The 19,945-nt window shown below is 71.5% G+C and carries 20 protein-coding genes; 9 read left to right on the forward strand and 11 right to left on the reverse strand.

Translation table 11 applies throughout. From position 1 onward, the window contains the following. Positions 1–1,005: a non-homologous end-joining DNA ligase gene (ligD, locus tag ACIA5G_RS12075; RefSeq protein ID WP_395922688.1), complete on the reverse strand. Its 1,005-nt coding sequence runs from the start codon at positions 1,003–1,005 to the stop codon at positions 1–3. Beyond that, positions 1,002–2,081 carry an ATP-dependent DNA ligase gene (locus tag ACIA5G_RS12080; RefSeq protein ID WP_395922689.1) on the reverse strand — a complete coding sequence of 360 codons (1,080 nt, stop codon included), beginning with the start codon at positions 2,079–2,081 and terminating at the stop codon, positions 1,002–1,004. The genes ligD and ACIA5G_RS12080 overlap by 4 nt, the downstream gene beginning before the upstream one ends. A 55-nt stretch (positions 2,082–2,136) precedes the next feature. Here ACIA5G_RS12080 and ACIA5G_RS12085 point away from each other — a divergent pair, with 55 nt between their 5' ends. Continuing rightward, positions 2,137–2,643 carry a DinB family protein gene (locus tag ACIA5G_RS12085; protein WP_395922690.1) on the forward strand — a complete coding sequence of 169 codons (507 nt, stop codon included), beginning with the start codon at positions 2,137–2,139 and terminating at the stop codon, positions 2,641–2,643. Continuing rightward, on the forward strand, positions 2,643–3,599 hold the full coding sequence (locus ACIA5G_RS12090; protein ID WP_395922692.1) for a squalene cyclase: 957 nt from the start codon (positions 2,643–2,645) through the stop codon (positions 3,597–3,599). Before ACIA5G_RS12085 ends, ACIA5G_RS12090 begins: the two co-directional genes overlap by 1 nt. Here the strand turns inward: ACIA5G_RS12090 and ACIA5G_RS12095 are convergent. Further along, the gene (locus ACIA5G_RS12095) at positions 3,551–4,711 is read right to left on the reverse strand and encodes a DUF1015 family protein (RefSeq protein ID WP_395922693.1); all 1,161 of its coding nucleotides are present in this window, start codon (positions 4,709–4,711) and stop codon (positions 3,551–3,553) included. The two genes, ACIA5G_RS12090 and ACIA5G_RS12095, sit on opposite strands and share 49 nt — an antisense overlap. Positions 4,712–4,836: 125 nt before the next feature. Between ACIA5G_RS12095 and ACIA5G_RS12100 the strand changes: the two genes are divergently transcribed. Beyond that, positions 4,837–6,354 carry an MDR family MFS transporter gene (locus ACIA5G_RS12100; RefSeq protein ID WP_395922695.1) on the forward strand — a complete coding sequence of 506 codons (1,518 nt, stop codon included), beginning with the start codon at positions 4,837–4,839 and terminating at the stop codon, positions 6,352–6,354. 7 nt (positions 6,355–6,361) lie between these two features. Here the strand turns inward: ACIA5G_RS12100 and ACIA5G_RS12105 are convergent, their stop codons facing one another. From ACIA5G_RS12105 to ACIA5G_RS12115, 3 genes are all read right to left on the reverse strand, one after another. Then, a complete protein-coding gene (locus ACIA5G_RS12105) occupies positions 6,362–6,682 on the reverse strand; it encodes a hypothetical protein (protein ID WP_395922696.1) in 321 nt (106 codons plus the stop codon). A 249-nt stretch (positions 6,683–6,931) separates the two neighbouring features. After that, complete coding sequence (locus ACIA5G_RS12110) at positions 6,932–7,813, reverse strand: TIGR03854 family LLM class F420-dependent oxidoreductase (protein ID WP_395922698.1); 882 nt, start codon at positions 7,811–7,813, stop codon at positions 6,932–6,934. A gap of 61 nt (positions 7,814–7,874) precedes the next feature. Next, positions 7,875–8,312: a MarR family winged helix-turn-helix transcriptional regulator gene (locus tag ACIA5G_RS12115; protein WP_395922700.1), complete on the reverse strand. Its 438-nt coding sequence runs from the start codon at positions 8,310–8,312 to the stop codon at positions 7,875–7,877. 70 nt (positions 8,313–8,382) lie between these two features. Here ACIA5G_RS12115 and ACIA5G_RS12120 point away from each other — a divergent pair, with 70 nt between their 5' ends. Then, on the forward strand, positions 8,383–8,775 hold the full coding sequence (locus tag ACIA5G_RS12120) for a DUF5313 domain-containing protein (RefSeq protein ID WP_395922701.1): 393 nt from the start codon (positions 8,383–8,385) through the stop codon (positions 8,773–8,775). A gap of 16 nt (positions 8,776–8,791) precedes the next feature. After that, the gene (locus ACIA5G_RS12125; RefSeq protein WP_395922703.1) at positions 8,792–9,769 is read left to right on the forward strand and encodes an RluA family pseudouridine synthase; all 978 of its coding nucleotides are present in this window, start codon (positions 8,792–8,794) and stop codon (positions 9,767–9,769) included. A gap of 4 nt (positions 9,770–9,773) precedes the next feature. Here the strand turns inward: ACIA5G_RS12125 and ACIA5G_RS12130 are convergent, their stop codons facing one another. Together ACIA5G_RS12130 and ACIA5G_RS12135 are read right to left on the reverse strand one after the other, a co-directional pair. After that, a complete protein-coding gene (locus tag ACIA5G_RS12130) occupies positions 9,774–10,244 on the reverse strand; it encodes a cupin domain-containing protein (RefSeq protein ID WP_395922705.1) in 471 nt (156 codons plus the stop codon). 57 nt (positions 10,245–10,301) lie between these two features. Continuing rightward, positions 10,302–10,592 carry a muconolactone Delta-isomerase family protein gene (locus ACIA5G_RS12135; protein ID WP_395922707.1) on the reverse strand — a complete coding sequence of 97 codons (291 nt, stop codon included), beginning with the start codon at positions 10,590–10,592 and terminating at the stop codon, positions 10,302–10,304. A 133-nt stretch (positions 10,593–10,725) separates the two neighbouring features. On the opposite strand from ACIA5G_RS12135, the gene ACIA5G_RS12140 reads away from it, so the two are divergent. Beyond that, positions 10,726–11,382 (forward strand): TetR family transcriptional regulator, encoded by a 657-nt coding sequence (locus ACIA5G_RS12140; protein WP_395922708.1) that lies wholly within the window; start codon positions 10,726–10,728, stop codon positions 11,380–11,382. Positions 11,383–11,445: 63 nt separating this feature from the next. On the opposite strand, the gene ACIA5G_RS12145 is transcribed toward ACIA5G_RS12140, so the two are convergent. After that, positions 11,446–12,048 (reverse strand): hypothetical protein, encoded by a 603-nt coding sequence (locus ACIA5G_RS12145; RefSeq protein WP_395922709.1) that lies wholly within the window; start codon positions 12,046–12,048, stop codon positions 11,446–11,448. 216 nt (positions 12,049–12,264) lie between these two features. Between ACIA5G_RS12145 and ACIA5G_RS12150 the strand changes: the two genes are divergently transcribed. Then, positions 12,265–12,840 carry a dihydrofolate reductase family protein gene (locus tag ACIA5G_RS12150; RefSeq protein ID WP_395922711.1) on the forward strand — a complete coding sequence of 192 codons (576 nt, stop codon included), beginning with the start codon at positions 12,265–12,267 and terminating at the stop codon, positions 12,838–12,840. A 37-nt stretch (positions 12,841–12,877) separates the two neighbouring features. Beyond that, a complete protein-coding gene (locus ACIA5G_RS12155; protein WP_395922712.1) occupies positions 12,878–13,504 on the forward strand; it encodes an alpha-ketoglutarate-dependent dioxygenase AlkB in 627 nt (208 codons plus the stop codon). 226 nt (positions 13,505–13,730) lie between these two features. Here ACIA5G_RS12155 and ACIA5G_RS12160 read toward each other — a convergent pair whose 3' ends face one another. Both ACIA5G_RS12160 and ACIA5G_RS12165 read right to left on the reverse strand, forming a co-directional pair. Next, positions 13,731–15,008 carry a cytochrome P450 gene (locus tag ACIA5G_RS12160; protein ID WP_395922713.1) on the reverse strand — a complete coding sequence of 426 codons (1,278 nt, stop codon included), beginning with the start codon at positions 15,006–15,008 and terminating at the stop codon, positions 13,731–13,733. A gap of 53 nt (positions 15,009–15,061) precedes the next feature. Continuing rightward, positions 15,062–16,723, reverse strand: a complete 1,662-nt coding sequence (locus ACIA5G_RS12165) for a peptide-N4-asparagine amidase (RefSeq protein ID WP_395922714.1) — start codon at positions 16,721–16,723, stop codon at positions 15,062–15,064. A 111-nt stretch (positions 16,724–16,834) separates the two neighbouring features. Here ACIA5G_RS12165 and ACIA5G_RS12170 point away from each other — a divergent pair, with 111 nt between their 5' ends. After that, positions 16,835–19,909 (forward strand): ATP-binding protein, encoded by a 3,075-nt coding sequence (locus ACIA5G_RS12170; RefSeq protein ID WP_395922715.1) that lies wholly within the window; start codon positions 16,835–16,837, stop codon positions 19,907–19,909. The last annotated feature ends 36 nt before the right edge of the window (positions 19,910–19,945 follow it).

The raw sequence follows: 19,945 nt of genomic DNA on the forward strand, positions 1-19,945 counted from the left end.
TCAAGCCTTCTTCGCCCGGCTCGGCGCGACGCGCGGCGGCTCGTTCGGCATCTTCGGGTACACCGGCGGCCACGGCGCGTCCATCAGCCCGCCGGCCATGTCCGCTTCGGACATCGCCAGCAGCGGCTCGATCGACTGCGGCCGCTCCCCCGCGCCGGCCCACGGGTCACCTCGCTCGGCGACCCGGGCCGGCACCGTGCTCAGCGTGAAAGTGGCCGGCTCGACGGTGTCCAGCTCGTCCCAGCCGATCGGGGTGGACACCTGGCCGCCGACCCGCGGCCGCACGCACCAGGTGCCGAACACGGTCTTGTGCGGCGCGTTCTGGTTGAAGTCGACGAACACCCGCGAGCCGCGCTCTTCCTTCCACCACTGCGCCGTGATCTTCGCCGGATGCCGCCGCTCCAAGGCCCGGGCCAGTGCGACGGCGGCGGCCCGCACCTGGAAGCTGTCCCAGCGCGGCTCGAGCATCACGTACAGGTGCAACCCGCGCGAACCGGACGTCTTCAGGTGCCCCTCGATGCCGTGCTCGGCAAGGAACTCCCTGGTCAGCACCGCGGCCTCACGCAGTTCGTCAAAACCGATCCCGGGTGACGGGTCGAGGTCGACGCGCAGTTCGTCGGTGACCTCGGGCGTGTCCGCGAGGTAGGGCCAGACGTGGAAGCCGAGGCAGCCGAGGTTCACCGCCCACAGGATGTGGGCCAGGTCCTTCGCCACGAGCGCGTCACTCGTCGTGCCGTTCGGCGTCGAGACGACGGTGGTGCTCAGCCACGGCGGCGCGCCCTTGGGCACGCGCTTCTGGAACCAGTTCTTGCCGCCGGCGCCGTCCGGGTAGCGCTCCAGCAGCAGCGGACGCCCGCCGAGCCGGGCCAGCAGCGGCCCGGCGATCGCCTGGTAGTACTCGACGAGGTCGAGCTTCGTCTCACCGCGCTCGGGGAAGTAGACCTTGCCGGGGCTGCTGATCTTGACCTCGACGCCGTCGACGTCGAGCAGCACCGCCTCGCTCATCTCGCCTCCCCGAACAGCTTCGCGAGCTCGGCGGGCGGCGCCTCGTCGAGCTGGGCGTACGTGCACGACTCCGGCGTGCGGTCGGGCCGGAACCGGACCAGCCGGCCGCCGTGCCGGAACCGGCCGCCCTGCAGGTGCTCGTAACGCACCTCCGCCACCCACTCGGGACGCAGCGCTTCCCAGGTCAGCTCCTTCTGCGGCGCCCACCGGCTGTTCGCGCCCGGCCGGCGGCCGGGCTCCGGTTCGTACTCGGCCCAGGACCGCCACGGGTGGTTCTCGAGCGCGTTCTCGCGCAGCGGCGCCAGCTCTTCGACCAGCTCGGCCCGCCGCGCCTTGGTGAAGCTGCTGGCCACGCCGACGTGGTGCAGGACGCCTTCGTCGTCGAACAGGCCCAGCAGCAGCGAGCCGACACCGGCGCCGTCCTTGTGCCAGCGGAACCCGGTGACGACGCAGTCGGCCGTGCGCTCGTGCTTGACCTTCAGCATGACGCGCTTGTCCTGCTCGTACGGCAGGTCGGCGGGCTTGGCCATGACCCCGTCGAAACCCGCGCCCTCGAACCGGGTGAACCAGTCCTCGGCCTGCGCCGGGTCTTCGCTCAGCGGGGTCAGGTGGACCCGCTGCAGCCCTTCGGCGTCGGTCCGCAGGACGCTCTCCAGCTGTTTGCGGCGCTCGCGGAACGGCTCCCCGGTGAGGTCGGTGTCGCCGAGGGCGAGCAGGTCGAAGGCGACAAAACTGGCCGGCGTCTCCTCGGCGAGCTTGCGCACCCGCGACGCGGCGGGGTGCAGCCGCAGCTGCAGCACCTCGAAGTCGAGCCCCTGCGGCGTGACCAGCACGATCTCGCCGTCGACCACGCACCGCGGCGGCAGCGCGGCGGCCAGCAGCTCCACCAGCTCCGGGAAGTACCGGGTGAGCGGGCGGTCGTTGCGGGAGCCGAGCTCGATCTCGTCGCCGTCGCGGAACACGATGCAGCGGAAACCGTCCCACTTGGGCTCGTACAGCAGCCCCGGCGTGCGGGGCACGTCGTGCACGGCTTTCGCGAGCATCGGCCGCACGGGCGGCATCACGGGCAGGTCCACGCGGGCGATCCTAATTGACCCCACCGACATTTCTGGGCGTGATACACACTCTCTCGTGACCACTGAACGCCCCGAACCACCGCTGGTCGGGGGCGAGCGCGAAATGCTGCGCACGTTCCTCGACTTCCACCGCGCCACCCTCGCCATGAAGTGCGACGGACTGTCCGACGAGGACCTGCGCCGGGCGTCGAGCCCGCCGTCGACGCTGTCGCTGCTCGGTCTCGTCCGGCACATGGCCGAGGTCGAGCGCACCTGGTTCCGGCGGGTCATCAACGCCGAGGACGTCCCGCTGCGGTGGTCACCCGAAGGGGACTTCCAGGCCGCCTACGACGCGAGCACCTCGACGCGGGCGGAGGCCTTCGAGGCGTGGCAGGCCGAGGTCGAGCAGTCGCGCAAGATCGAAGAGGCGGCCGAGTCCCTGGACGTCACCGGCCACCAGGCGCGCTGGGGCGAGGACGTCTCGCTGCGGCTGGTGATGCTGCACATGATCCACGAATACGCCCGGCACAACGGCCACGCCGACTTCCTCCGCGAGGCCATCGACGGCGTCACGGGGGCCTAGTGGACCTGTGCGACTCCGACCCGGCCCTGCGCTGGCAGGTCGAACGCGACCTGCTCGGCGAGCCGCCGGAGGTCTGGGAGGCGACGCGGGCCCGGATCGCCACGGAGGGGTTCGGCGCGCGGCTGCTGGCGCTGCAGGACCCCGACGGCCAATGGGCGGGCGGCGCGTTCTTCCCGGCGGGATTCCGCGGCGACGAGGACCAGCCGTGGACGGCGACGACGTGGTCGTTGAACGCCCTGCGCGAATGGGGCCTGGACGCGTCGGTTCTCCGCGGCACGGCCGAGTTGCTGGCCGAGAACAGCCGCTGGGAGTACGAAGACCTGCCGTACTGGGGTGGCGAGGTCGACTGCTGCATCAACGCGTGGACCCTGATGAACGGGCTCTGGCTCGGCGCGGACGTTTCGGGCATCGCCGAATGGTTCGTCTCGCACCAGCTGCCCGACGGCGGCTGGAACTGCGAGTGGGTCGAGGGTTCGACGCGCTCGTCGGTCCACTCGACACTCAACGCGTTGAAGGGCCTGCTCGCGTTCGAGGCCACGACGGGCGGCACACCGGCCACCCGCGCGGCCCGGCTGGCGGGCGAGGAGTACCTGCTGGAGCGCAAGCTGTTCCGCCGGCTCTCGACGGGTGAGCCGATCGCGCCGTGGGCGAGCCGGTTCTCCTACCCGTTCCGCTGGCACTACGACGTGCTGAACGCGGCGTCCTACTTCCGGGACGCCGAGCGGCCGGACCCGCGGATGGCGGAGGCGATCGACCTGATCCGCGCGGCCCGGCAACCCGACGGCACCTGGCTCCAGTCACGCACCGACACGGGGCGGGTGTGGTTCGACGTGGACGTCCCGGCCGGGAAGCCGTCGAAGTGGCTGACGCTGTTCGCGACCCGGGTCCTGAACTGGTGGGACGCGCGTCAGAGCGCCGCCAGCACCAGCCCGCTGCGCGGTTTCGGCGTGAAGTAGGTGGCCTTCCGCGGCATCCGGCGGCCCGCCGCGTGCACCGCGAGGACGTCGGCGTAGTCCACCGGCGCCAGCAGCACGACCGCGTCCGCGTCCGGGGGCGGCGGGCGGCCGGCCGGGAGCGGGCGGACACACGGGCCGTCGGGGTCCACGCCGAGCGCTTCGGCGAACAGGATCCGCTCGACGACCTCGTGGTCGATCACCGGCTGCGCCCCCTCGAGCGCCGGCAGCGGGATCCGCAGCACCGCCGGGCCGGCCCGGACCACGACCTCACCGGTGACCGGCACGGCGTGCTCGTCGTACCGCACGTCCAGGCCGGCCGCGCACCAGCGGGACACCAGCTCTTCCGGGCCGAAGCCGGTGCCGGTGAGGACCCGGTGGATCGCGCCGATCCGCAGCCGCGGACCCGCGGTGACCAGCGCGAGCAGCGCGCCGTGCCCGGCCGCCCGGGCCGCGGCCACGCGGTGGTTGCCGTCGGCCACCAGCAGGTCGGCGCCGGCGACCGCGGCCAGCAGCCGGTCCTGCAGCGGCCCGGCGGGCACCACCCACAGCTCGTGCCGCCGCCCGGCCGCGTCCGAAGTGGACAGATCGGGCAGGCCGAGGTCGTCGCACGCCCGGGAGACCTCCTCGGTCAGCAGCTCGCCGCCGGCCGCGGGCACGAGCAGCGCGGCGCTGGTCGCGCAGCCGAGCCCGGCCAGCACGGCGGCCCGTTCGGCGACGACGTCCGGGTAGACGTCCTCGGTGTGCCGGACCCGCGCGGCGCCGTCGTCGGTCACCGCGGCCGGGTCGACCAGGCAGAGCAGCCCGAGCGCAACACCGTCGGGCCCTTCGATGCGGTAGGGCGCGACGATCTCGCGCACCGCCCGGTAGTACCGCTTGCGGAGCCGTTCGAGCACGGCGCGGGCGACCGGGACTGCGTCGGCCAGGTCGAGCCCGCGGGCCAGCGCCGCGGGGGTGCGCGCCGGGTGCTGCACCGCCAGCAGGCTGTCCGCGGCGCCCGGCGCGGCCAGCGCGGAAACGACGCGGTCGGGCTCGGCGAACTCGTCGACGTCGGGGCCGGGCACGGCGTCGCGAACCACCCAGCCCTGGCCGATCGGCCGGATCCAGTTGCTCATCCGAGCCATCTTCCGCGATGAGGACTGTGACCGAAATTCGCTGGGGTGCGGCGTCGGCCGGTGGAATGCTTAGGTCTGCAAAGTAGTTGACCCCGGTCATGACCGTCCCGAGGAGCACACCGCCGATGACGACACCCGCCGCCACCAGCGTGAAGGGGGTCGGCTTCCGGTCGGAACGCGGCCCCGTGCTGATCGCGGTCATGCTCAGCACGGCGCTGGTCGCGCTGGACAGCACGATCATCGCGACCGCCGTCCCGTCGGTGGTCCGCGACCTCGGCGGGTTTTCGCAGTTCCCGTGGCTGTTCTCGATCTACCTGCTCACCCAGGCCGTCACGGTGCCGCTCTACGGCAAGTTCGCCGACGTGCTCGGCCGCCGTCCGGTGATGTTCTTCGGGATCGGGGCGTTCCTCGTCGGCTCGGTGCTGTGCGGCGCCGCGTGGAGCATGCCGGTGCTGATCGCGGCCCGCGCGGTGCAGGGCATCGGCGCGGGCGCGATCCAGCCGATGTCGATGACGGTGATCGGCGACCTCTACACGGTGGAGGAACGCGCTCGCGTGCAGGGTTACGTCGCGAGCGTCTGGGGCATCGCGTCGGTCGTCGGCCCGACGCTCGGCGGCGTGTTCGCGGAGTACCTGGACTGGCGCTGGATCTTCTTCATCAACCTGCCGCTGGGCGCGATCGCCGTGCTGATGCTGCTCCGGAACTTCGCCGAGCGGGTGGAGCGCAAGCCGCACAAGGTCGACTACCTGGGCGCGGCACTGCTCACCGCGGGCTGCTCGCTGGTGATCCTGGGCCTGCTCGAAGGCGGTGTCGCGTGGGGCTGGGGGTCGCTGCCGAGCGTGGCGATCTTCGTCGCGGGCGCGGCGCTGCTGGTCGGGTTCGTGCTGGTGGAGCGGCGCGCGGCCGAGCCGGTGCTGCCGCTGTGGGTGTTCAAGCGCCGGGTGTTGGTGGGCGGCAACCTGGTGGCGGTGGTGGTGGGCGCGGTCCTGATGGGGCTGACGTCGTACCTGCCGACGTACGCCCAGGGTGTCCTCGGCGCGGGCGCGCTGGTGGCGGGCTTCGCGGTGGCGGCGTTGACGGTCGGCTGGCCGCTCTCGGCGTCCCTGGCGGGCAAGATCTACCTCCGCATCGGCTTCCGCGACACGGCCCTGATCGGCAGCGTGTTCATCATCGCGGGCGGCATCCTGGTGGCCATGCTCGACGCCCGTTCGTCGATCTGGTCGGCGGCGCTCGCGGCGTTCGTCCTGGGGCTGGGCCTCGGGTTGTCGTCGAGCCCGACGCTGGTGGCGGTGCAGTCGGTGGTCGGCTGGGACCGCCGCGGTGTGGTGACGGGCACGAACCTGTTCAGCCGGTCGCTGGGCAGCGCGGTCGGGGCCGCGGTCTTCGGCGCGATCGCCAATGCGACGCTGGCTTCTCGCTTCGCTTCACCGCCGCCCGAGGTGGCGGGGCACCTGCCGCCTTCGGTGGACGCGACGAGCCTGGTGCTGGGCGGGCACACGGACAACTCGCCGGTGGCGACGTTCGTGCGCGGCGCGCTGGCGGACGCGACGCACTACGTGTTCGTGGGGTTGGCGTCGGTGGCGGCGCTTTCCGTGGTGGCGCTGCTGCTGATGCCGAGGAAGACGGAGCAGCTGGAGTTCTGAGCGCCCGTCAGTGGTTGGCGCCGGTGCAGGCGGCGGCGCCGCGGTCGCAGACGGCCCAGCCGTGGACGCCGTGGTCGTAGTCCGTGATGTCGAAGTCGACGTACTCGATCCCGCCCGTGGTGTCCGCCGTGAGGCCGATCGTGCCGAACGAATACGTGTAGTCCGCGCTCGGGCAGTAGTTGCCACCGCGCGGCGGGTGCCGCTTGATGCCGGCGACGATGGTCGAGCCCTGACGTCCGTCGAGCTGGAAGTTGATGCACTCGCCGCCCTTGACGAACAGCTTGACGTCGGACAGCGTCACGGTCTTCAGGGAGGACGACCAGCTCATCCCGCCGCTGAGCAGCCCGGCCGTCGCGCCCGTGCCCGCGGCGTGGACCGCCGCGACGCTGAACCGGCTCGGCTCGCGTCGGCGGTGCCGACGGTCACTCCCACCAGCAGGGCCGAGATTCCGAGGATCGTTCCGAGGCGGGCGAAGCGGCGCATGACGGCAGGTCCTTCCGGGGTTTCCGAGCGGGGTCGCGACGGAAACGCGCGGGCCCGGTGACCGGTTGAGGACGATCACCCGATCAGCGCAACGCTAGTTCTGCAGCGGCATCAGTTCCGCCTGGAAGTTCTCCAGGAACCCTTCGAAGTCCCCGTGCCCCGGCCGGATCACGAACTTCGACAGGCCCGCCTCGATGTGCTGCTCCACCAGCCGCCGCGCCTCGGGCCAGCTCGTCGCCACCAGGTCCTCGACCGGTACGCCCGGGCGGCGGCGGGCCGCCACCGCGGCCAGCTCGGCCGGCATCCCCTTGTCCACCACCGCCAGGCTCAGCCCGAAGTGGTCTTCTTCGATCTCCCGGCCGGCTTCCTCCGCGGCCTTCTGGATCGCGATCCGTGCGTCCCGGGCCTCGGACGGCGTGTGGAAGCTGCCCAGCCAGCCGTCCGCGAGGCGGCCGGCCCGGGTCAGGGCCGCCGGGGCCGTTCCGCCCAGCCAGACGTCCAGGCGCTTGGCCGGGCGCGGACCCAGCCGCACCCGGTCGACCTGGAAGAACTCGCCGTCGAACGAGACTTCGTCCTCCTCCAGCAGCCGGCGCAGCAGGACGAGTGACTCGTCGAACACCTCGGCGCGACGACCGGCGGGCACCGGGAACAGGTCGTGCTCGGCCTTGCGGGCCGGGCGGAGGCCGAACACCGGCAGCACCCGCTTCGGCGCGAGGCCGGCCAAGGTCAGGAGCTGCTTGGCGACCAGCACCGGGTGCCGGCCGGGCAGGATCGCGACGCCGGTGCCGACCTTGAGCTTGGCCGTGCGCGCCAGCGCGTGGGTCATCCCGATCATCGGGTCGACCTCCGGCGAGTAGATCAGCTCGGACAGCCACAGCGAGTCGACGCCGGCTTCCTCCAGCCGCTGCGCCAGCCCGGCGAACTCTTCCGGCCCGGTCCCCGTCGCCGGCGCGACACCCAGCCTGATCTTCAGCACACTGCCCCCTAGAGAGTCGATGTCAACCAACAACGCACGAGCCGGCCGGGCATTCCGCCGCTCAGGCCGTGGCGCTGATGACCCGGGTCAGGACGGCGTGCAGCGCCTCCAGTTCGGGCAGGTCCATACCCAGCGTCTCGACGACGCGGTACGGGATCTTCTCGGCTTCGGCCCGCAGCGCGCGCCCCTTTTCGGTGAGCTCGACGATCAGCTGACGCTCGTCGGCGCGGCTGCGCGTCCGGGTGACGTACCCCAGCCCCTCCAGGCGCTTGAGCAGCGGCGACAGCGTCGCGGGCTCGTGGCGGAGCGACTCGCCGAGGTCCTTCACCGACCGCGGTGACCGCTCCCAGAGCGCCAGCATCACCAGGTACTGCGGGTGGGTCAGGCCGTGCGGCTCCAGCAGCGGGCGGTAGATCGCGATGACGCTGCGCGAAGCCACCGACAGCGCAAAACACACCTGCCGGTCGAGCTTCAGCGGGTCCTCGCCCAGGTCGATCATGCGTCGATCCTACCGTGTCCTCGGTCGCACTAATGATTAGTGTACTAAGTATTAGTGTACAGTGAGTCTCATGGAACGACCTGGTGTGCTCCGCTGGTTCGGCTACGCGGTCGGCGTCCGGCTCCCGGACCGCTACAAGGACTGGGCACTGCACGACGCGACGGCGAAGCACTGGCGCGCCCGGTACGTGCTCCAGCGGTCGGTCGGCATCGCGCCGCTGTGCCTCGGGTGGCTGCTGATGCCCGGCTCGCTCTGGCTGCGGTTCGCCCTGGTCGTGATGGCCGCGCTCGTCGCGTACTTCTACTCCTGTGCGTACATGGAGGAGAGCATCGAGCACCGGCTCGGCCGGCAGGGCTTCCCGCACCACACCGGCCGCCGGATCCGCGCCGCGGCGGCCGAGGCGAAGAACGCCGACGTGACCGCCCGCTACATCGCGCGCTACCGGACGTCGTCGGAGGGTTAGCTACAGTCGGGGGACGATGAGACGCAAGCTCCGGCCGCCGATCCCGCCCCGCCACGGGCTCGAGCCCGCCCGGCTGAAGATGCCCGCCGAGGGCGAGTGGCCGACCCTGCTGGCGCACCTCGTCGACCGGCTGCCGCGCGAGACGCCGGACCGCATCGAGCAGATGCTGCGCGAAGAGCGCATCCACGGCCTCGACGGCCCGCTCGGCGTCGACTCGCCGTTCGAGCCCGGCTCGTTCATCTGGTTCCACCGCGACCTACCGGACGAGGTCCCGGTGCCGTTCACCATCACCGTCGTGCACCGGGACGAGCACCTGCTGGTCGTCGACAAGCCGCACTTCCTGGCGACCATCCCGCGCGGGCGGCACATCCTCGAGACGACGCTGGTGCGGCTGCGGCGCGAGCTCGACCTCCCGGCCCTCTCCCCCGCGCACCGGCTCGACCGGGTCACCGCCGGCCTGGTGATGTTCGTGATCACGCCGGAGCTGCGCGGGAAGTACCAGACGCTGTTCCGGGACCGCAAGGTGCACAAGGAGTACGAGGCGATCGCGCCGCACGACCCGGCGCTGGCGCTGCCGACGACCGTGCACAGCCGCATCGTTAAGGAACGCGGGGTGCTGGCCGCGCAGGAGGTGCCGGGCCCGCCGAACGCCGAGACGCACGTCGAGCTCGTCGAGCACCGCGACAGCCTGGGCCGGTACCGGCTGCGGCCGTCGACCGGCCGGACGCACCAGCTGCGGGTGCACCTGAGCGGCCTCGGCGTCCCGATCCTCGGTGACGACTTCTACCCGGAACTGCGCGAGAAACCCCTCGACGACTTCACCAAACCGTTGCAGCTGCTGGCGAAGGTCCTCGCCTTCGACGACCCGGTGACCGGGACGCACCGCCGCTTCACCAGCGGGCTGCGGCTGTCCGCCTGGGACAGCCTCGCCGCCTGGGCGGCGCCCCCGGCCGGGACCGGGGACGCCGCGGGCGTCACTTGCGCCAGCACCTAGGACATCAGTGGGCCCACTTCCCGGCCCAGGCCGTGTCGGCGCTCGCCGACCACAGGTTGTCCATCAACTGCGCCGCGGAGCGCGGATCGAAGCCGAGGTCGGGCGGCGGCAGTTCCCGCCGCTCCGCGGGAGTACCCAACCCCATGATGACCTGCTCGAATCCGCCCGGTGTGTAGCCGTTGAACACGTGCGCGGCGCTCCGGGTGGTGAAACTGTGCACCGTTCCACGCGGAATCCACACCGAGTCACCCGCCGTCGCTCGCATCGGCGGCTCGTCCCCGACCCGGAATTCGATGGAGCCTTCGAGCACGTTGAACCACTCGTCGATGGGGTGCACGTGGGGCGGCGGCCCACCATCCGCCGGCATCCATTGCTCCATCACCGAGAACGCTCCCCCGGTCTGCCCCGAGTCCGCCAGCACGACCCAGAGGACACCGAACGCCCAGTACGCCGGCGCAGTGTCCCTGCCGGTCATGAACGGCACGCCATGCGGAGCGACAGCGTTCCTCTCTTCCTTCATGATCGCGTCCTTTCAGCGGGCATCCGGGGGTGCGAGCGGGTAGACGTCGGCATCGAAGAACCGGGCGAACGGCAAAGTGGCCAGGGTCTCCGCCACTTGCTCCTGATCGGCGGCGACGATTTCGACGAACGTCGCCCGACGCGCCGGGGAAACGTGGTGGGCGCCGATCCTTCCCTGTGCGCGCAACCTCTCCAGCTGCTTGTGCTCGTCCTCTCTCAGCGCGGCGAATTCCGCGAGGTCGGTGTCGTCCCGGAGGGTTCCGACCACCATGAACGTCTGTGCCGCGGCGGGGTCCGAAGGCATGTTTCTCCTTTCGAGGGCGCATCGTGCGCCCTGATGTCTCGACGTGACATCACCGTAGCACTGATGTCTCGTCGTGACATCACATTCCGGGGATGATGTCACGGCGAGTCATCGACCCGGGTACCCTGGCGCCATGCCCCGGTGGGAAGAAGGCAGCGAAGAGCGGATGAAACAGTCCGCCATGGAGCTGTTCGAGGAACAAGGCTTCGAGGCCACCACCGCGGTCCAGATCGCCGAACGCGCCGGCGTCACCACCCGGACGTTCTTCCGCTACTTTCCCGACAAGGAAGAAATCCTCTTCGCCGACGCGGACCTGCTCGACGCGGCGCTCGTCCAGGAACTCCTGCAGACGCCCGACCTCGAGCAACCACTTCGGGCCGTGGTCCGGACCTTGGCCGGGTACGACTGGGAGAAACTCGGATCACGAGACGTCCTGCGCCGGCGAAGCCGGCTGATCGCCTCGAATTCCGGGTTGCTGGAACGCGATCTGATCAAGCAACACCAGATGGCCGAAGGGTTCCGCCGGGCACTCCGCGAGCGTGGCGTCGATCCCGACGTCGCAGAGCTGGCAGCCGGTACGGGAAGCCAGGTCTTCCGCACGGCCTACCGCAAGTGGCTGGAAAGCGACGACAACACCGACCTGACGACCATCACCGATACCGTGACTTCTCTGCTCACCGACATCGTGCCCGCGGCCCGGTCGCCACGAGGACAGGTGCCGGCGTCCCCCCGTCGCCGAGGCAGCCGACGGGATCTTCAAGCCACACCACACGAGGGCGGCACGGCTTGAAGATCCCGGGACGGCCCGACCAGATCAACAGCTGCAAAACAGCAGGTCAGGCCCCTGTCTCTCCTACTTGTGCCAGAACTTGACGCCGCTCCATGCCACCGTGACCGGACCCTCGCCGCTGGCGGTGCGGTAGCTGCCGAACTTGTCGTAGTAGCTGCCGCTCGCGCTCGAGATCGTCTGCTTCAGCGAGCCGTTGAGGTACACCTTGTGCGAGCTGCCGACCTGGTTGATCGTGTTGACCCGCACCGAGGTGCCGACGGTCGCGCCGCTGCCCAGCGTCGCCCCGCCCTCCACGGCGTACATCCGGCCGCCCTTCTCGACGGCCAGCATGAAGTACGGCCCCGCGTTGGAGCCGTCCCGGAACGTCTGCTTGAGACTGATCCGGGAGCCGGTCATGCTGGTGATCTTGAAGGAGCCCTCGAACTGGTGGGTGCCACCGGTGTAGGTGTTGTACCGGCGTTCCGCCCGCTGGTCACCGCTCGCCGTCGAGCAGGTGAGCTTGAAGGTGAGGCCGGAGACGTCGCCGCACCCCCGCTCCTGCTCCGAGTAGCCCGGCGAATCCGAAACCCACGGACCCGTCCCGACCTGGGCGTCCGCCGTCGGGGCGAGGACCGCCAGCCCTGCCGCGACCGTCACGAGCACGCCCGCACCGCGAAGTCTGCGCACCGTCCAACCTCCTGAGTTACCCGAGGCGGCGGTGGCGGGACAGAGGTTCAGACCTTTGTCCGGCGTGGGTGTGACTGTACGAGTCCGGGCGGCCACGGACAAGTCCCACTTCTTCCCCGCCGAGTGTGTCGGAAGATTTCGCGCGTGTGCTGTCGAATCCGGCGCCGGCCGTTCGACACACTGGTGAAAGCACGCAAGATCGACCTAGGAGCACCCATGCGCACCTTGATCTCCACCTCGTTCGTCTCCCTCGACGGCGTTGTCGAAGGACCCGGCGGAGAGCCGGGCTACCGCAACTCCGGCTGGACCTTCAAGGACGTCGAGTTCGACCCCGCCGCCTACGCGATGAAGGGCAGCGAGCAGGAAGAAGCCACCGCGCTGCTGCTCGGCCGGGTCAGCTACCAGGCGTTCGCGCCGGTGTGGCCGGGCATGACGGTGGAGTTCGCCGGGTACAACGCGATGCCGAAGTACGTCGTGTCGACCACGCTCCAGGAGTCCGACCTGGTGACGAACTGGGGCGAGACCACCATCCTGCGCTCGCTGGACGACGTCGCCGCGCTCAAGGAGACCGAGGGCGGCCCGATCATCGTCAACGGCAGCGCCACGCTGAACCGCGCGCTGGCCGACGCCGGCCTGATCGACCGCTACCACCTGCTGGTGTTCCCGGTCCTGCTCGGCGCGGGCAAGCGGCTGTTCAGCGACACCGACAAGGACAAGCAGAACCTGAAGGTCGTGGCGACCGAGTCCTACGGCAACGGCATCCAGAAGCTGGTCTACGACGTCGTCCACTGACTAGAACAGGTGTTCGATCTTGGTGTAAGGTGGGCGCATGAACCCGGGTCTCCAGTCCTCGCTGTTCGACGCTCAGGGCTCGATCTCGTTGCGCCCGCTCGCGCCCGAGCGGACCGACCTCGGCTCGGGCGCGTGGGTCGACATCCAGCCCGGCTGGCTCGAGGGCGCCGACGAGCTGTTCGCCGCGCTGGTCGAGGGTGTGCCGTGGCAGGCCGAGAAGCGCAAGATGTACGACCGGCTGGTGGCCGTGCCGCGGTTGCTGAGCTACTACCGCGAGAACGTGCCGCTCCCCCACCCCGCCCTCACCGCGGCGCGGGACGCGCTGAGCAAGCACTACCTGCGGGAGCTGCGCGAGCCGTTCCGCACGGCCGGGCTGTGCTACTACCGCGACGGCCGTGACAGCGTGGCCTGGCACGGCGACCGCATCGGCCGGGGCGCCCGCGAGGACACGATGATCGCGATCCTCTCGGTGGGCGCGGCGCGCACCCTCGCGCTGCGCCCCCGCGGCGGTGGCGGCAAAACCCTGGCCCGCCCGCTGGGCCACGGCGACCTGCTCGTGATGGGCGGCAGCTGCCAGCGCACGTGGGAGCACTCGATCCCGAAGACGGCCAAGCCGGTCGGGCCGCGGATCAGCGTCCAGTTCCGCCCGCGCGGGGTGAACTGAACCGACCCGGCCGGTCTCGTCCACAAAGGACTTGCCGGATCCCCGTAGCATGACCGGTGCACAACCTCGCCGCTCTCGACCAGGACGGCGGGTACCTCGGCGCGCTGTCGATCCCCGTCCGCTTCCCCGGAAGCGCGGGCGTACCTGGACGCGGTCGCCCACGCGCAGCGCACGACCCCGGACCGGCCGAGCATCGTGCAGGGCCAGGTCGCCGCCGCACTGAGCGTCAGTCGACGAGGACCGGCAGCTCGTCCAGGCCGTACACAATGGACACCTTGCGGAACGAAAGCTCCTCCGCCGGCACCGCGAGCCGCATCTGCGGGAAGCGGCGGACGAGGGCCGGGTACGCCGTGCGCAGCTCCATCCGGGCCAGCTCGGCGCCGATGCAGCGGTGGATGCCGTAGCTGAACGCCAGGTGTGACGTCGGCTCGCGGGCGGCGTCGAACGTCTCCATGTCCGCGCCCAGCTTGGGGTCGCGGTCCGCGGCGGACAGCGACACCAGCACGATGTCGCCCTCGGTGATCCGCACGCCGCCGATCTCCATGTCCTCCTTGGCGAACCGCGGGAACGCCATCTGGACCACGGTCAGGTAGCGCAGCAGCTCCTCGACGAAACGGTGCACGGACTGGTCGTCCCCACGAACCGCTTCGAACGCCTTCTCGTCGCGCAGCAGCACCAAAGCGCCGAGGGCGAGCATGCTGGCCGTCGTCTCCAGGCCGCCGGTGAGCACGCCGTCGGCGAGGCCGGCCAGCTCCTGGTCGGAGATCTCGTCGCCGTGCTCCTTGATCAGCATGCCGAGCAGGCCGTCGCCGGGCTCCTCGCGTTGCTTCTTCACGATCTCGAGCAGGTAGGTGAGCGACTCCGACATCGCGCCCAGCGACGCGCTCGCGCCGCCGAAGAGGTCGAACCGGGCGGTGCTCAGCCGCTGGAAGTCTTCGCGGTCCTCGTAGGACACGCCGAGCAGCTCGCAGATGGTCAGCGACGGGATCGGCAGCGCGAACGCCTGCCACAGGTCGACCGGGCCCTCGGTCTTGGCCATCGCGTCGAGCTGTTCGGCGACGATCTCGTCGATCCGCGGGGTCAGCCGGTTGAGCCGGCGCATGGTGAACTCCGGCGTGAGCAGCTTGCGCAGCCGGGTGTGCACCGGCGGGTCGGCAAACCCGAGCCCGCCCGGGTTCTGGTCCTCGGTGACCCCCGCGCTGCCCACCAGGTTGGTGAAGTCGCTGGAGAACCCGTTCGCCTTGCCGAGGACGGCCTTCGCCTCGTCGTAACCCGTGACCAGCCAGGCGTTCATCCCGAACGGCAGGTCGAGCTTGCTGATCGGCGCCTCGGCCCGCAGCGCGCCGATCTCCGCCACCGGGTCGAGGCCGTCGCGCTTGAGCGGCACCAGCGCCGAATCCGGCAGGAAGGTCGACATCTTCTCGAGGTCGAAGCCCTTTTTCGACTGGCGCGCGAGATAGCGGCGACCGACCCAGCCCAGGACCCGTGAGCGGAGACTCCCCATGTCTCCGACAGTACCCCACTAGCCCGATCGGGTGAGCAGGTGCGAGACGGGGTTCACCTCCGCGGCGGTAGCTCCCGGTTCTCGGTGATCAGCCCGTGTTCGCTCGCGACGTAGTGGAAGTACGGCCGGCCGAGGTCGTCGGCGCCGGTGTAGAGCGTCTTCGACCGGCCGTCGGCCTCGGTGTTGACGCCGTTCGTGCGGGCCAGCACGCCGGACGAGTTCAGCCACTCCCGCGACGCGCGTACCGGCCGCCAGCTCCGGCCGTCGCCGGTGAGGTCGCCGAGGACCTTCGTCATCTCGGCCGAGCCGGTGATCCGCAGGTTCTGGTCGTCGGTGACGTTCGCGGTGGCGTCCGTGGTGAGCGGGTAGGACCAGGTGTGCCGGGCGGCGGAGCGCACCCGGCCGTCCACAGTGGACGTCGAGGTCTGCCGGCCCGCGTCGGACTGCACGACGTGCTGGGTGAAGCCGCCGCCGGTGACGTCGTCGCTGTTGCGATAGTCGCGGGTGCGCTCGACGCGGGTGTACACCCGCCCGGCGGAGGTGTCGACGTAGCCGGCGGTGACGTCGTGGCGCTTCGCCGTGACCGTCACGTTCACGCCGCCGTTGATGTCCTCGACCGACGTCTGCCGCGAAGGCGCGGCGGCGACGTCGTGCCGGGTCAGCGCGCCGGACGTCTGCGCGGCGTGGTCGTCGGTGTAGAGCAGCAGGGTTGGCACGACCGTCCACTCGCCGCCGATGTCCGGCACGGTGAACGACAGGTCGTGGGTCCCGCCGTCGACGAGCCGACCCGCGAACGGCGTCACGTCGTAGGTCTCGGCGTGCAGGCTGAAGGTGTCGATCGCGACGATCGGGCGCCACAGCTGCGGCACGATCCCGCCGGAGTAGATGTGCGGGAAGGTGAACGCGCTCCCGGCGGACGTCCCGTCGATCGCGAAGTTCGCCTCGCGGTAGGGCCCCTTGCCGCAGAGCCCGGCCGCCGGGTACTTCGCCGAGACGTCGTCGGGCACGTCGTCGAACCACTGCTCGTCACAGGCGTGGCCTTCGAGCGTGACTTCGAGGTAGGCGCGGGTGATGTTGCGCGGCAGGTCCTTCGCGGTGAAGTGGACGGTGGGCGCGGCCGGGGTCGCGTCGGCGTGCCCGAACCCGGCGACGTGGTCGGCGGTGTCGGGCGCCGGGTGCTTCCGGTCCGCGCGGTAGTAGGTGAGGGTCACGGTCTGGGCGTAGACGCCGGTGTAGATCGGCGAGTTGTAGTTCTCGATGCCGCCGTGGAAGGGCTGCGGGGTGCGCAGCAGCGCGGCGTAGGGCGTGAGGTCCTTGTCGAAGTGGTAGGTGATCGGCCGGGTGCCCTCGCCGCTGGGCTCCTCGGTGGTCCCCCACCAGACCTCGGTGCCGCCGATCTTCAGGTCGCCGATCCGGTCGTACTGCCGGCCGCTGACCGTCACGGTCTGGTCCATGACGACCTTCGCCCACGGGCCCGCGCAGGCCGGCGGCGGCGTGAGGGTGCCTTCGTAGAACTGCGGGGTGCCGTCGGTGGTGTTGGAACGGAAGGCATCCGCCAGCGTGACGGTGCAATGCGGGGTGTCCGGACGGGTGACCGCCGGCGCCGGCGTCACGGGATTGTCGGTGCTGCCCTCCACAATGGGCGCGGCCGAGGCGACCGCCCCGGCGAGCACCCACGTCAGCACCACGGACAGGACGATCGTGAAGATCCGCACCCGGACTCCTCCCAGCGGCAGGCACACCGCTGCGCAGCCTAGTGCGGTAATCGTGCGACGAACGGCGGGAAAGCGTGAGAGGCTCGGCACCGGAATCGGGAGGAACCGGACATGACAGCCGCGCTCATCGGGCGGGCGCACCCCGCCGCCGCGCTGCGGGCCGAGCTCGACCGGGCCGTCGCCAGCCACGGCGGCCTGGTCCTGGTCACCGGCGAGGCCGGGATCGGGAAGACCACGCTCGTCACCGGGCTGGCCGACGACGCGCGCCGCCGTGGCGCGCTCGTCCTCGCCGGCGCCTGCTGGGACTCCGACAGCGCACCCGGGTACTGGCCGTGGGTCCAGGTCTTGCGCGCGCTCCGGCGCGAGCTGCCGGAAGAGGAGTGGGCGCGGGCCGACACGGCGACGCTGTCGGCGCTGCTCGGCGAGTCGGCGGGCGCGCCGGCCGAGGACGGCTTCCGGCTGCACGACGCGGTCACGACCGCGCTGGCCGCCGCGGCCCACGACCGCACGGTCGTCGTGGTGCTCGACGACCTGCACTGGGCCGACGCGGCGTCGGTGCGGCTGCTGGAGTTCGCCGCGCGGCACACCTGGTTCGAGCGGCTGCTGCTGGTCGGCGCGTACCGCGACGTCGAGGTCGACGCGCCCGGCCACCCGCTGCGCGAGCTCGTCCTGCCGCTGGTGGCGAAGGCGACCACGGTGACGCTGACCGGGCTCGCGCCGGCCGAGGTGGCCGAGCTGATGAGCCGCACCGCGGGCACCGAGCCGGACCCCGCGCTCGCTGCCGAGGTGCACCTGCGGACCGGCGGCAACCCCTTCTTCGTCGAGCAGACCGCACGGCTGTGGCACAGCGGCAGCCCGGTCTCCGCGGTCGCGCCCGGCGTGCGGGACGCGTTGCAGCGGCGGCTTTCCCTGCTGCCGGCGCCGGTCACCCGGCTGCTGACCGACGCCGCGGTGCTCGGCCGGGAGTTCCACCGCCGGATCCTCGCCGCACTCACCGGCGCGCCGGTGCCGGAGGTCGACCAGCTGCTCACCCGCGCGGCCGCGGCCCGGCTGGTGACCGCGCTCGGCGACGGCCGGTTCGCCTTCGCCCACGACCTCGTGCGGGAGTCGCGGTACGCGGATCTGGACCCGGGAGAGGTCCGGCGACGGCATGCCGCGGTCGTCCACGCGCTCGACGCCTCACCCGAGCTGGCGCCACTGGTGTTCGCGGCCGACCGCGCCCGCCACGCCTACCTCGCGGGTGCCGAGGTCGATCCGGGGCGCGCGGCCGAGCTGCTGGTGGCCGCGGCGCGTGACGCGAGCGCGCGGCTGGCGATCGACGAGTCCATCGGCCACTACCGGCGGGCGCTCGAGCGAGCGGCCGAACCGCGGCGGCGGATCGTGATCGCGCTCGACCTCGGCACCGTGCTGAGCCGCTGGGGCGAGGGGGAAGAAGCCTGGCGGCACTTCGAAGAGGCCGTCGCGCTGGTGCGCGAGCTCGACGACGACGCGCTGCTCGCCCGGGCCGCGCTCACGCTGTCCCGCACCACCCCCACCGGGCCGCGCCTCGAGCTGACGTCGGAGCTGCTGGTGACGGCGCACGAGCGGCTGGCGGGGAAACCGGCCGAACCGCTGTCGCTCGACCGCGTCACGCTGGAGCTCACCGCGCGGGCCGCGGTGCTGGCGCGCGACGGCGAAGACGACCAGGAGCTGTCCTTCACGCTCTGGGCGCGGCACGACCTGATCTGGGGCCCGGGCACCGCGCGGGAGCGGGAGCGGCTGACCGACGAGCTGGCCGTGCTGGCCAGACGGACCGGCGATCGCGAGAACGAGTACTTCGCGTCGTCGCTCAAATGGGTCGCGCTGCTGGAGCAGGGTGACCCGCGCTACCTCGACCAGTACCGGGAGTTCCAGGCGCTGACCACCGGCAGCGGCCTGCGCGGAGCCGAGTTCGCGGGCCTGCTCGATCGCAGCATCATCCGCGCGCTGCGCGGCCGGTTCGCCGAGGCGCACGCGGATCTGGAGCAGGTGGAGGCGGCGTTCGGCCACGAGTTCGGCTACCTGGTCGACCAGGTGCGCTGGAGCTTCCTGCTGCTGCAGGGCCGGTTCGACGACGTGGCCGCCCACACCGCGCGGGTGGCCGCCGGCGACCACCCGCACCCGGAGCTGCTGGCCGCACTCGCGGCCGCCCAGCGAGGTGACGCGGCCGCGGCCCGGGAAGCGATCGGGCCGTACTCCCGTGAGTTCGCGCCGATGTGGCTGCGGTGCCAGGCGCAGGTGGCCGCGTTGACCGGCGACCGGGACGCTTGTGAGCGGCTGCTGGGCGAGCTCACGCCGTACTCCGGTGAGTGGCTGGTGGCGTTGTACGGCTGTGAGATCAGCGGTCCGGTCGACCTCTGGGCCGGGCTCCTCGAAGCCGCGCTCGGCCGCCGGGACGAGGCGATCACCCGGTTGACGGCCGCGGCCGCGTCGGCGGACCGGATGCGGATGCGGCCCTGGGCGGCCGAGATCCGCAGCCGGCTCGCTTCCGTGCTAGCCGCCCGGGGCGCGCCGGGTGACGCGGAACGGGCGGCGGCGCTGACCGCGGCGGTCCGGACGGAGGCCGCGGAGCTGGAGATGCCGCACCTCGCTTCCCGGCCACCTGCCCAGGTTTCGCTGCCGGACAACGAGTTCCGCCGGACCGCCGAGGTGTGGACACTGCGGTTCGCCGGCCGCGAAGTCCGAATCCCGGACACAAAAGGCTTGCGGGACCTGCACATCCTGCTCGGCAGCCCGGGTTCCGAGGTGCCCGCGGTTCGCCTGCTGTCGCCGGAAGGCGGCGAACCGGTGGTCGCGGCCCGGCGCCTCGGCGGTGACCCCGTCCTCGACGAGACGGCGAAGGCCGCCTACCGCCGTCGTCTCGACCACCTCGACTCGGAGATCGACCGGGCCACGGCTCGCGACGACGACAGCCGGGCGGCCGCCCTGGACCGCGAGCGCGAGGCCCTGTTGCAGGAGCTGCGAACGGCGGCGGGCCTGGGCGGCCGCACCCGCCGTCTCGGCGACGAGTCCGAACGCGCCCGCAAAGCGGTCACCGCCCGGATCCGCGACACGCTCCGCAAGCTGACGGATCTGCACCCGGAGCTGGCGGAGCACCTGACGTCGGCGGTGACGACCGGTTCGTCGTGCCGGTACGCCCCGGACCCCGAAACCCGCTGGCAGCTGTGAAGCCGTAACAACCGCGCACGGCGAGCGACCTGGTCG

The sequence above is a fragment of the Amycolatopsis sp. NPDC051758 genome, assembly GCF_044453095.1.
Taxonomy (GTDB): domain Bacteria; phylum Actinomycetota; class Actinomycetes; order Mycobacteriales; family Pseudonocardiaceae; genus Amycolatopsis.

What these genes read in the sequence shown, in the direction of transcription:
- ACIA5G_RS12105 (WP_395922696.1), bottom strand. Translation starts at nt 6,682, where the DNA reads ATGAGCTGGTCGTCCTCCCTGAAGACCGTGACGCTGTCCGACGTCAAG.
- ACIA5G_RS12120 (WP_395922701.1), top strand. Translation starts at nt 8,383, where the DNA reads ATGGAACGACCTGGTGTGCTCCGCTGGTTCGGCTACGCGGTCGGCGTC.
- ACIA5G_RS12130 (WP_395922705.1), bottom strand. Translation starts at nt 10,244, where the DNA reads ATGACCGGCAGGGACACTGCGCCGGCGTACTGGGCGTTCGGTGTCCTC.
- ACIA5G_RS12135 (WP_395922707.1), bottom strand. Translation starts at nt 10,592, where the DNA reads ATGCCTTCGGACCCCGCCGCGGCACAGACGTTCATGGTGGTCGGAACC.
- ACIA5G_RS12160 (WP_395922713.1), bottom strand. Translation starts at nt 15,008, where the DNA reads ATGGGGAGTCTCCGCTCACGGGTCCTGGGCTGGGTCGGTCGCCGCTAT.
- ACIA5G_RS12170 (WP_395922715.1), top strand. Translation starts at nt 16,835, where the DNA reads ATGACAGCCGCGCTCATCGGGCGGGCGCACCCCGCCGCCGCGCTGCGG.
- ACIA5G_RS12125 (WP_395922703.1), top strand. Translation starts at nt 8,792, where the DNA reads ATGAGACGCAAGCTCCGGCCGCCGATCCCGCCCCGCCACGGGCTCGAG.
- ACIA5G_RS12150 (WP_395922711.1), top strand. Translation starts at nt 12,265, where the DNA reads ATGCGCACCTTGATCTCCACCTCGTTCGTCTCCCTCGACGGCGTTGTC.
- ACIA5G_RS12155 (WP_395922712.1), top strand. Translation starts at nt 12,878, where the DNA reads ATGAACCCGGGTCTCCAGTCCTCGCTGTTCGACGCTCAGGGCTCGATC.
- ACIA5G_RS12115 (WP_395922700.1), bottom strand. Translation starts at nt 8,312, where the DNA reads ATGATCGACCTGGGCGAGGACCCGCTGAAGCTCGACCGGCAGGTGTGT.
- ACIA5G_RS12140 (WP_395922708.1), top strand. Translation starts at nt 10,726, where the DNA reads ATGCCCCGGTGGGAAGAAGGCAGCGAAGAGCGGATGAAACAGTCCGCC.
- ACIA5G_RS12100 (WP_395922695.1), top strand. Translation starts at nt 4,837, where the DNA reads ATGACGACACCCGCCGCCACCAGCGTGAAGGGGGTCGGCTTCCGGTCG.
- ACIA5G_RS12095 (WP_395922693.1), bottom strand. Translation starts at nt 4,711, where the DNA reads ATGAGCAACTGGATCCGGCCGATCGGCCAGGGCTGGGTGGTTCGCGAC.
- ligD (WP_395922688.1), bottom strand. Translation starts at nt 1,005, where the DNA reads ATGAGCGAGGCGGTGCTGCTCGACGTCGACGGCGTCGAGGTCAAGATC.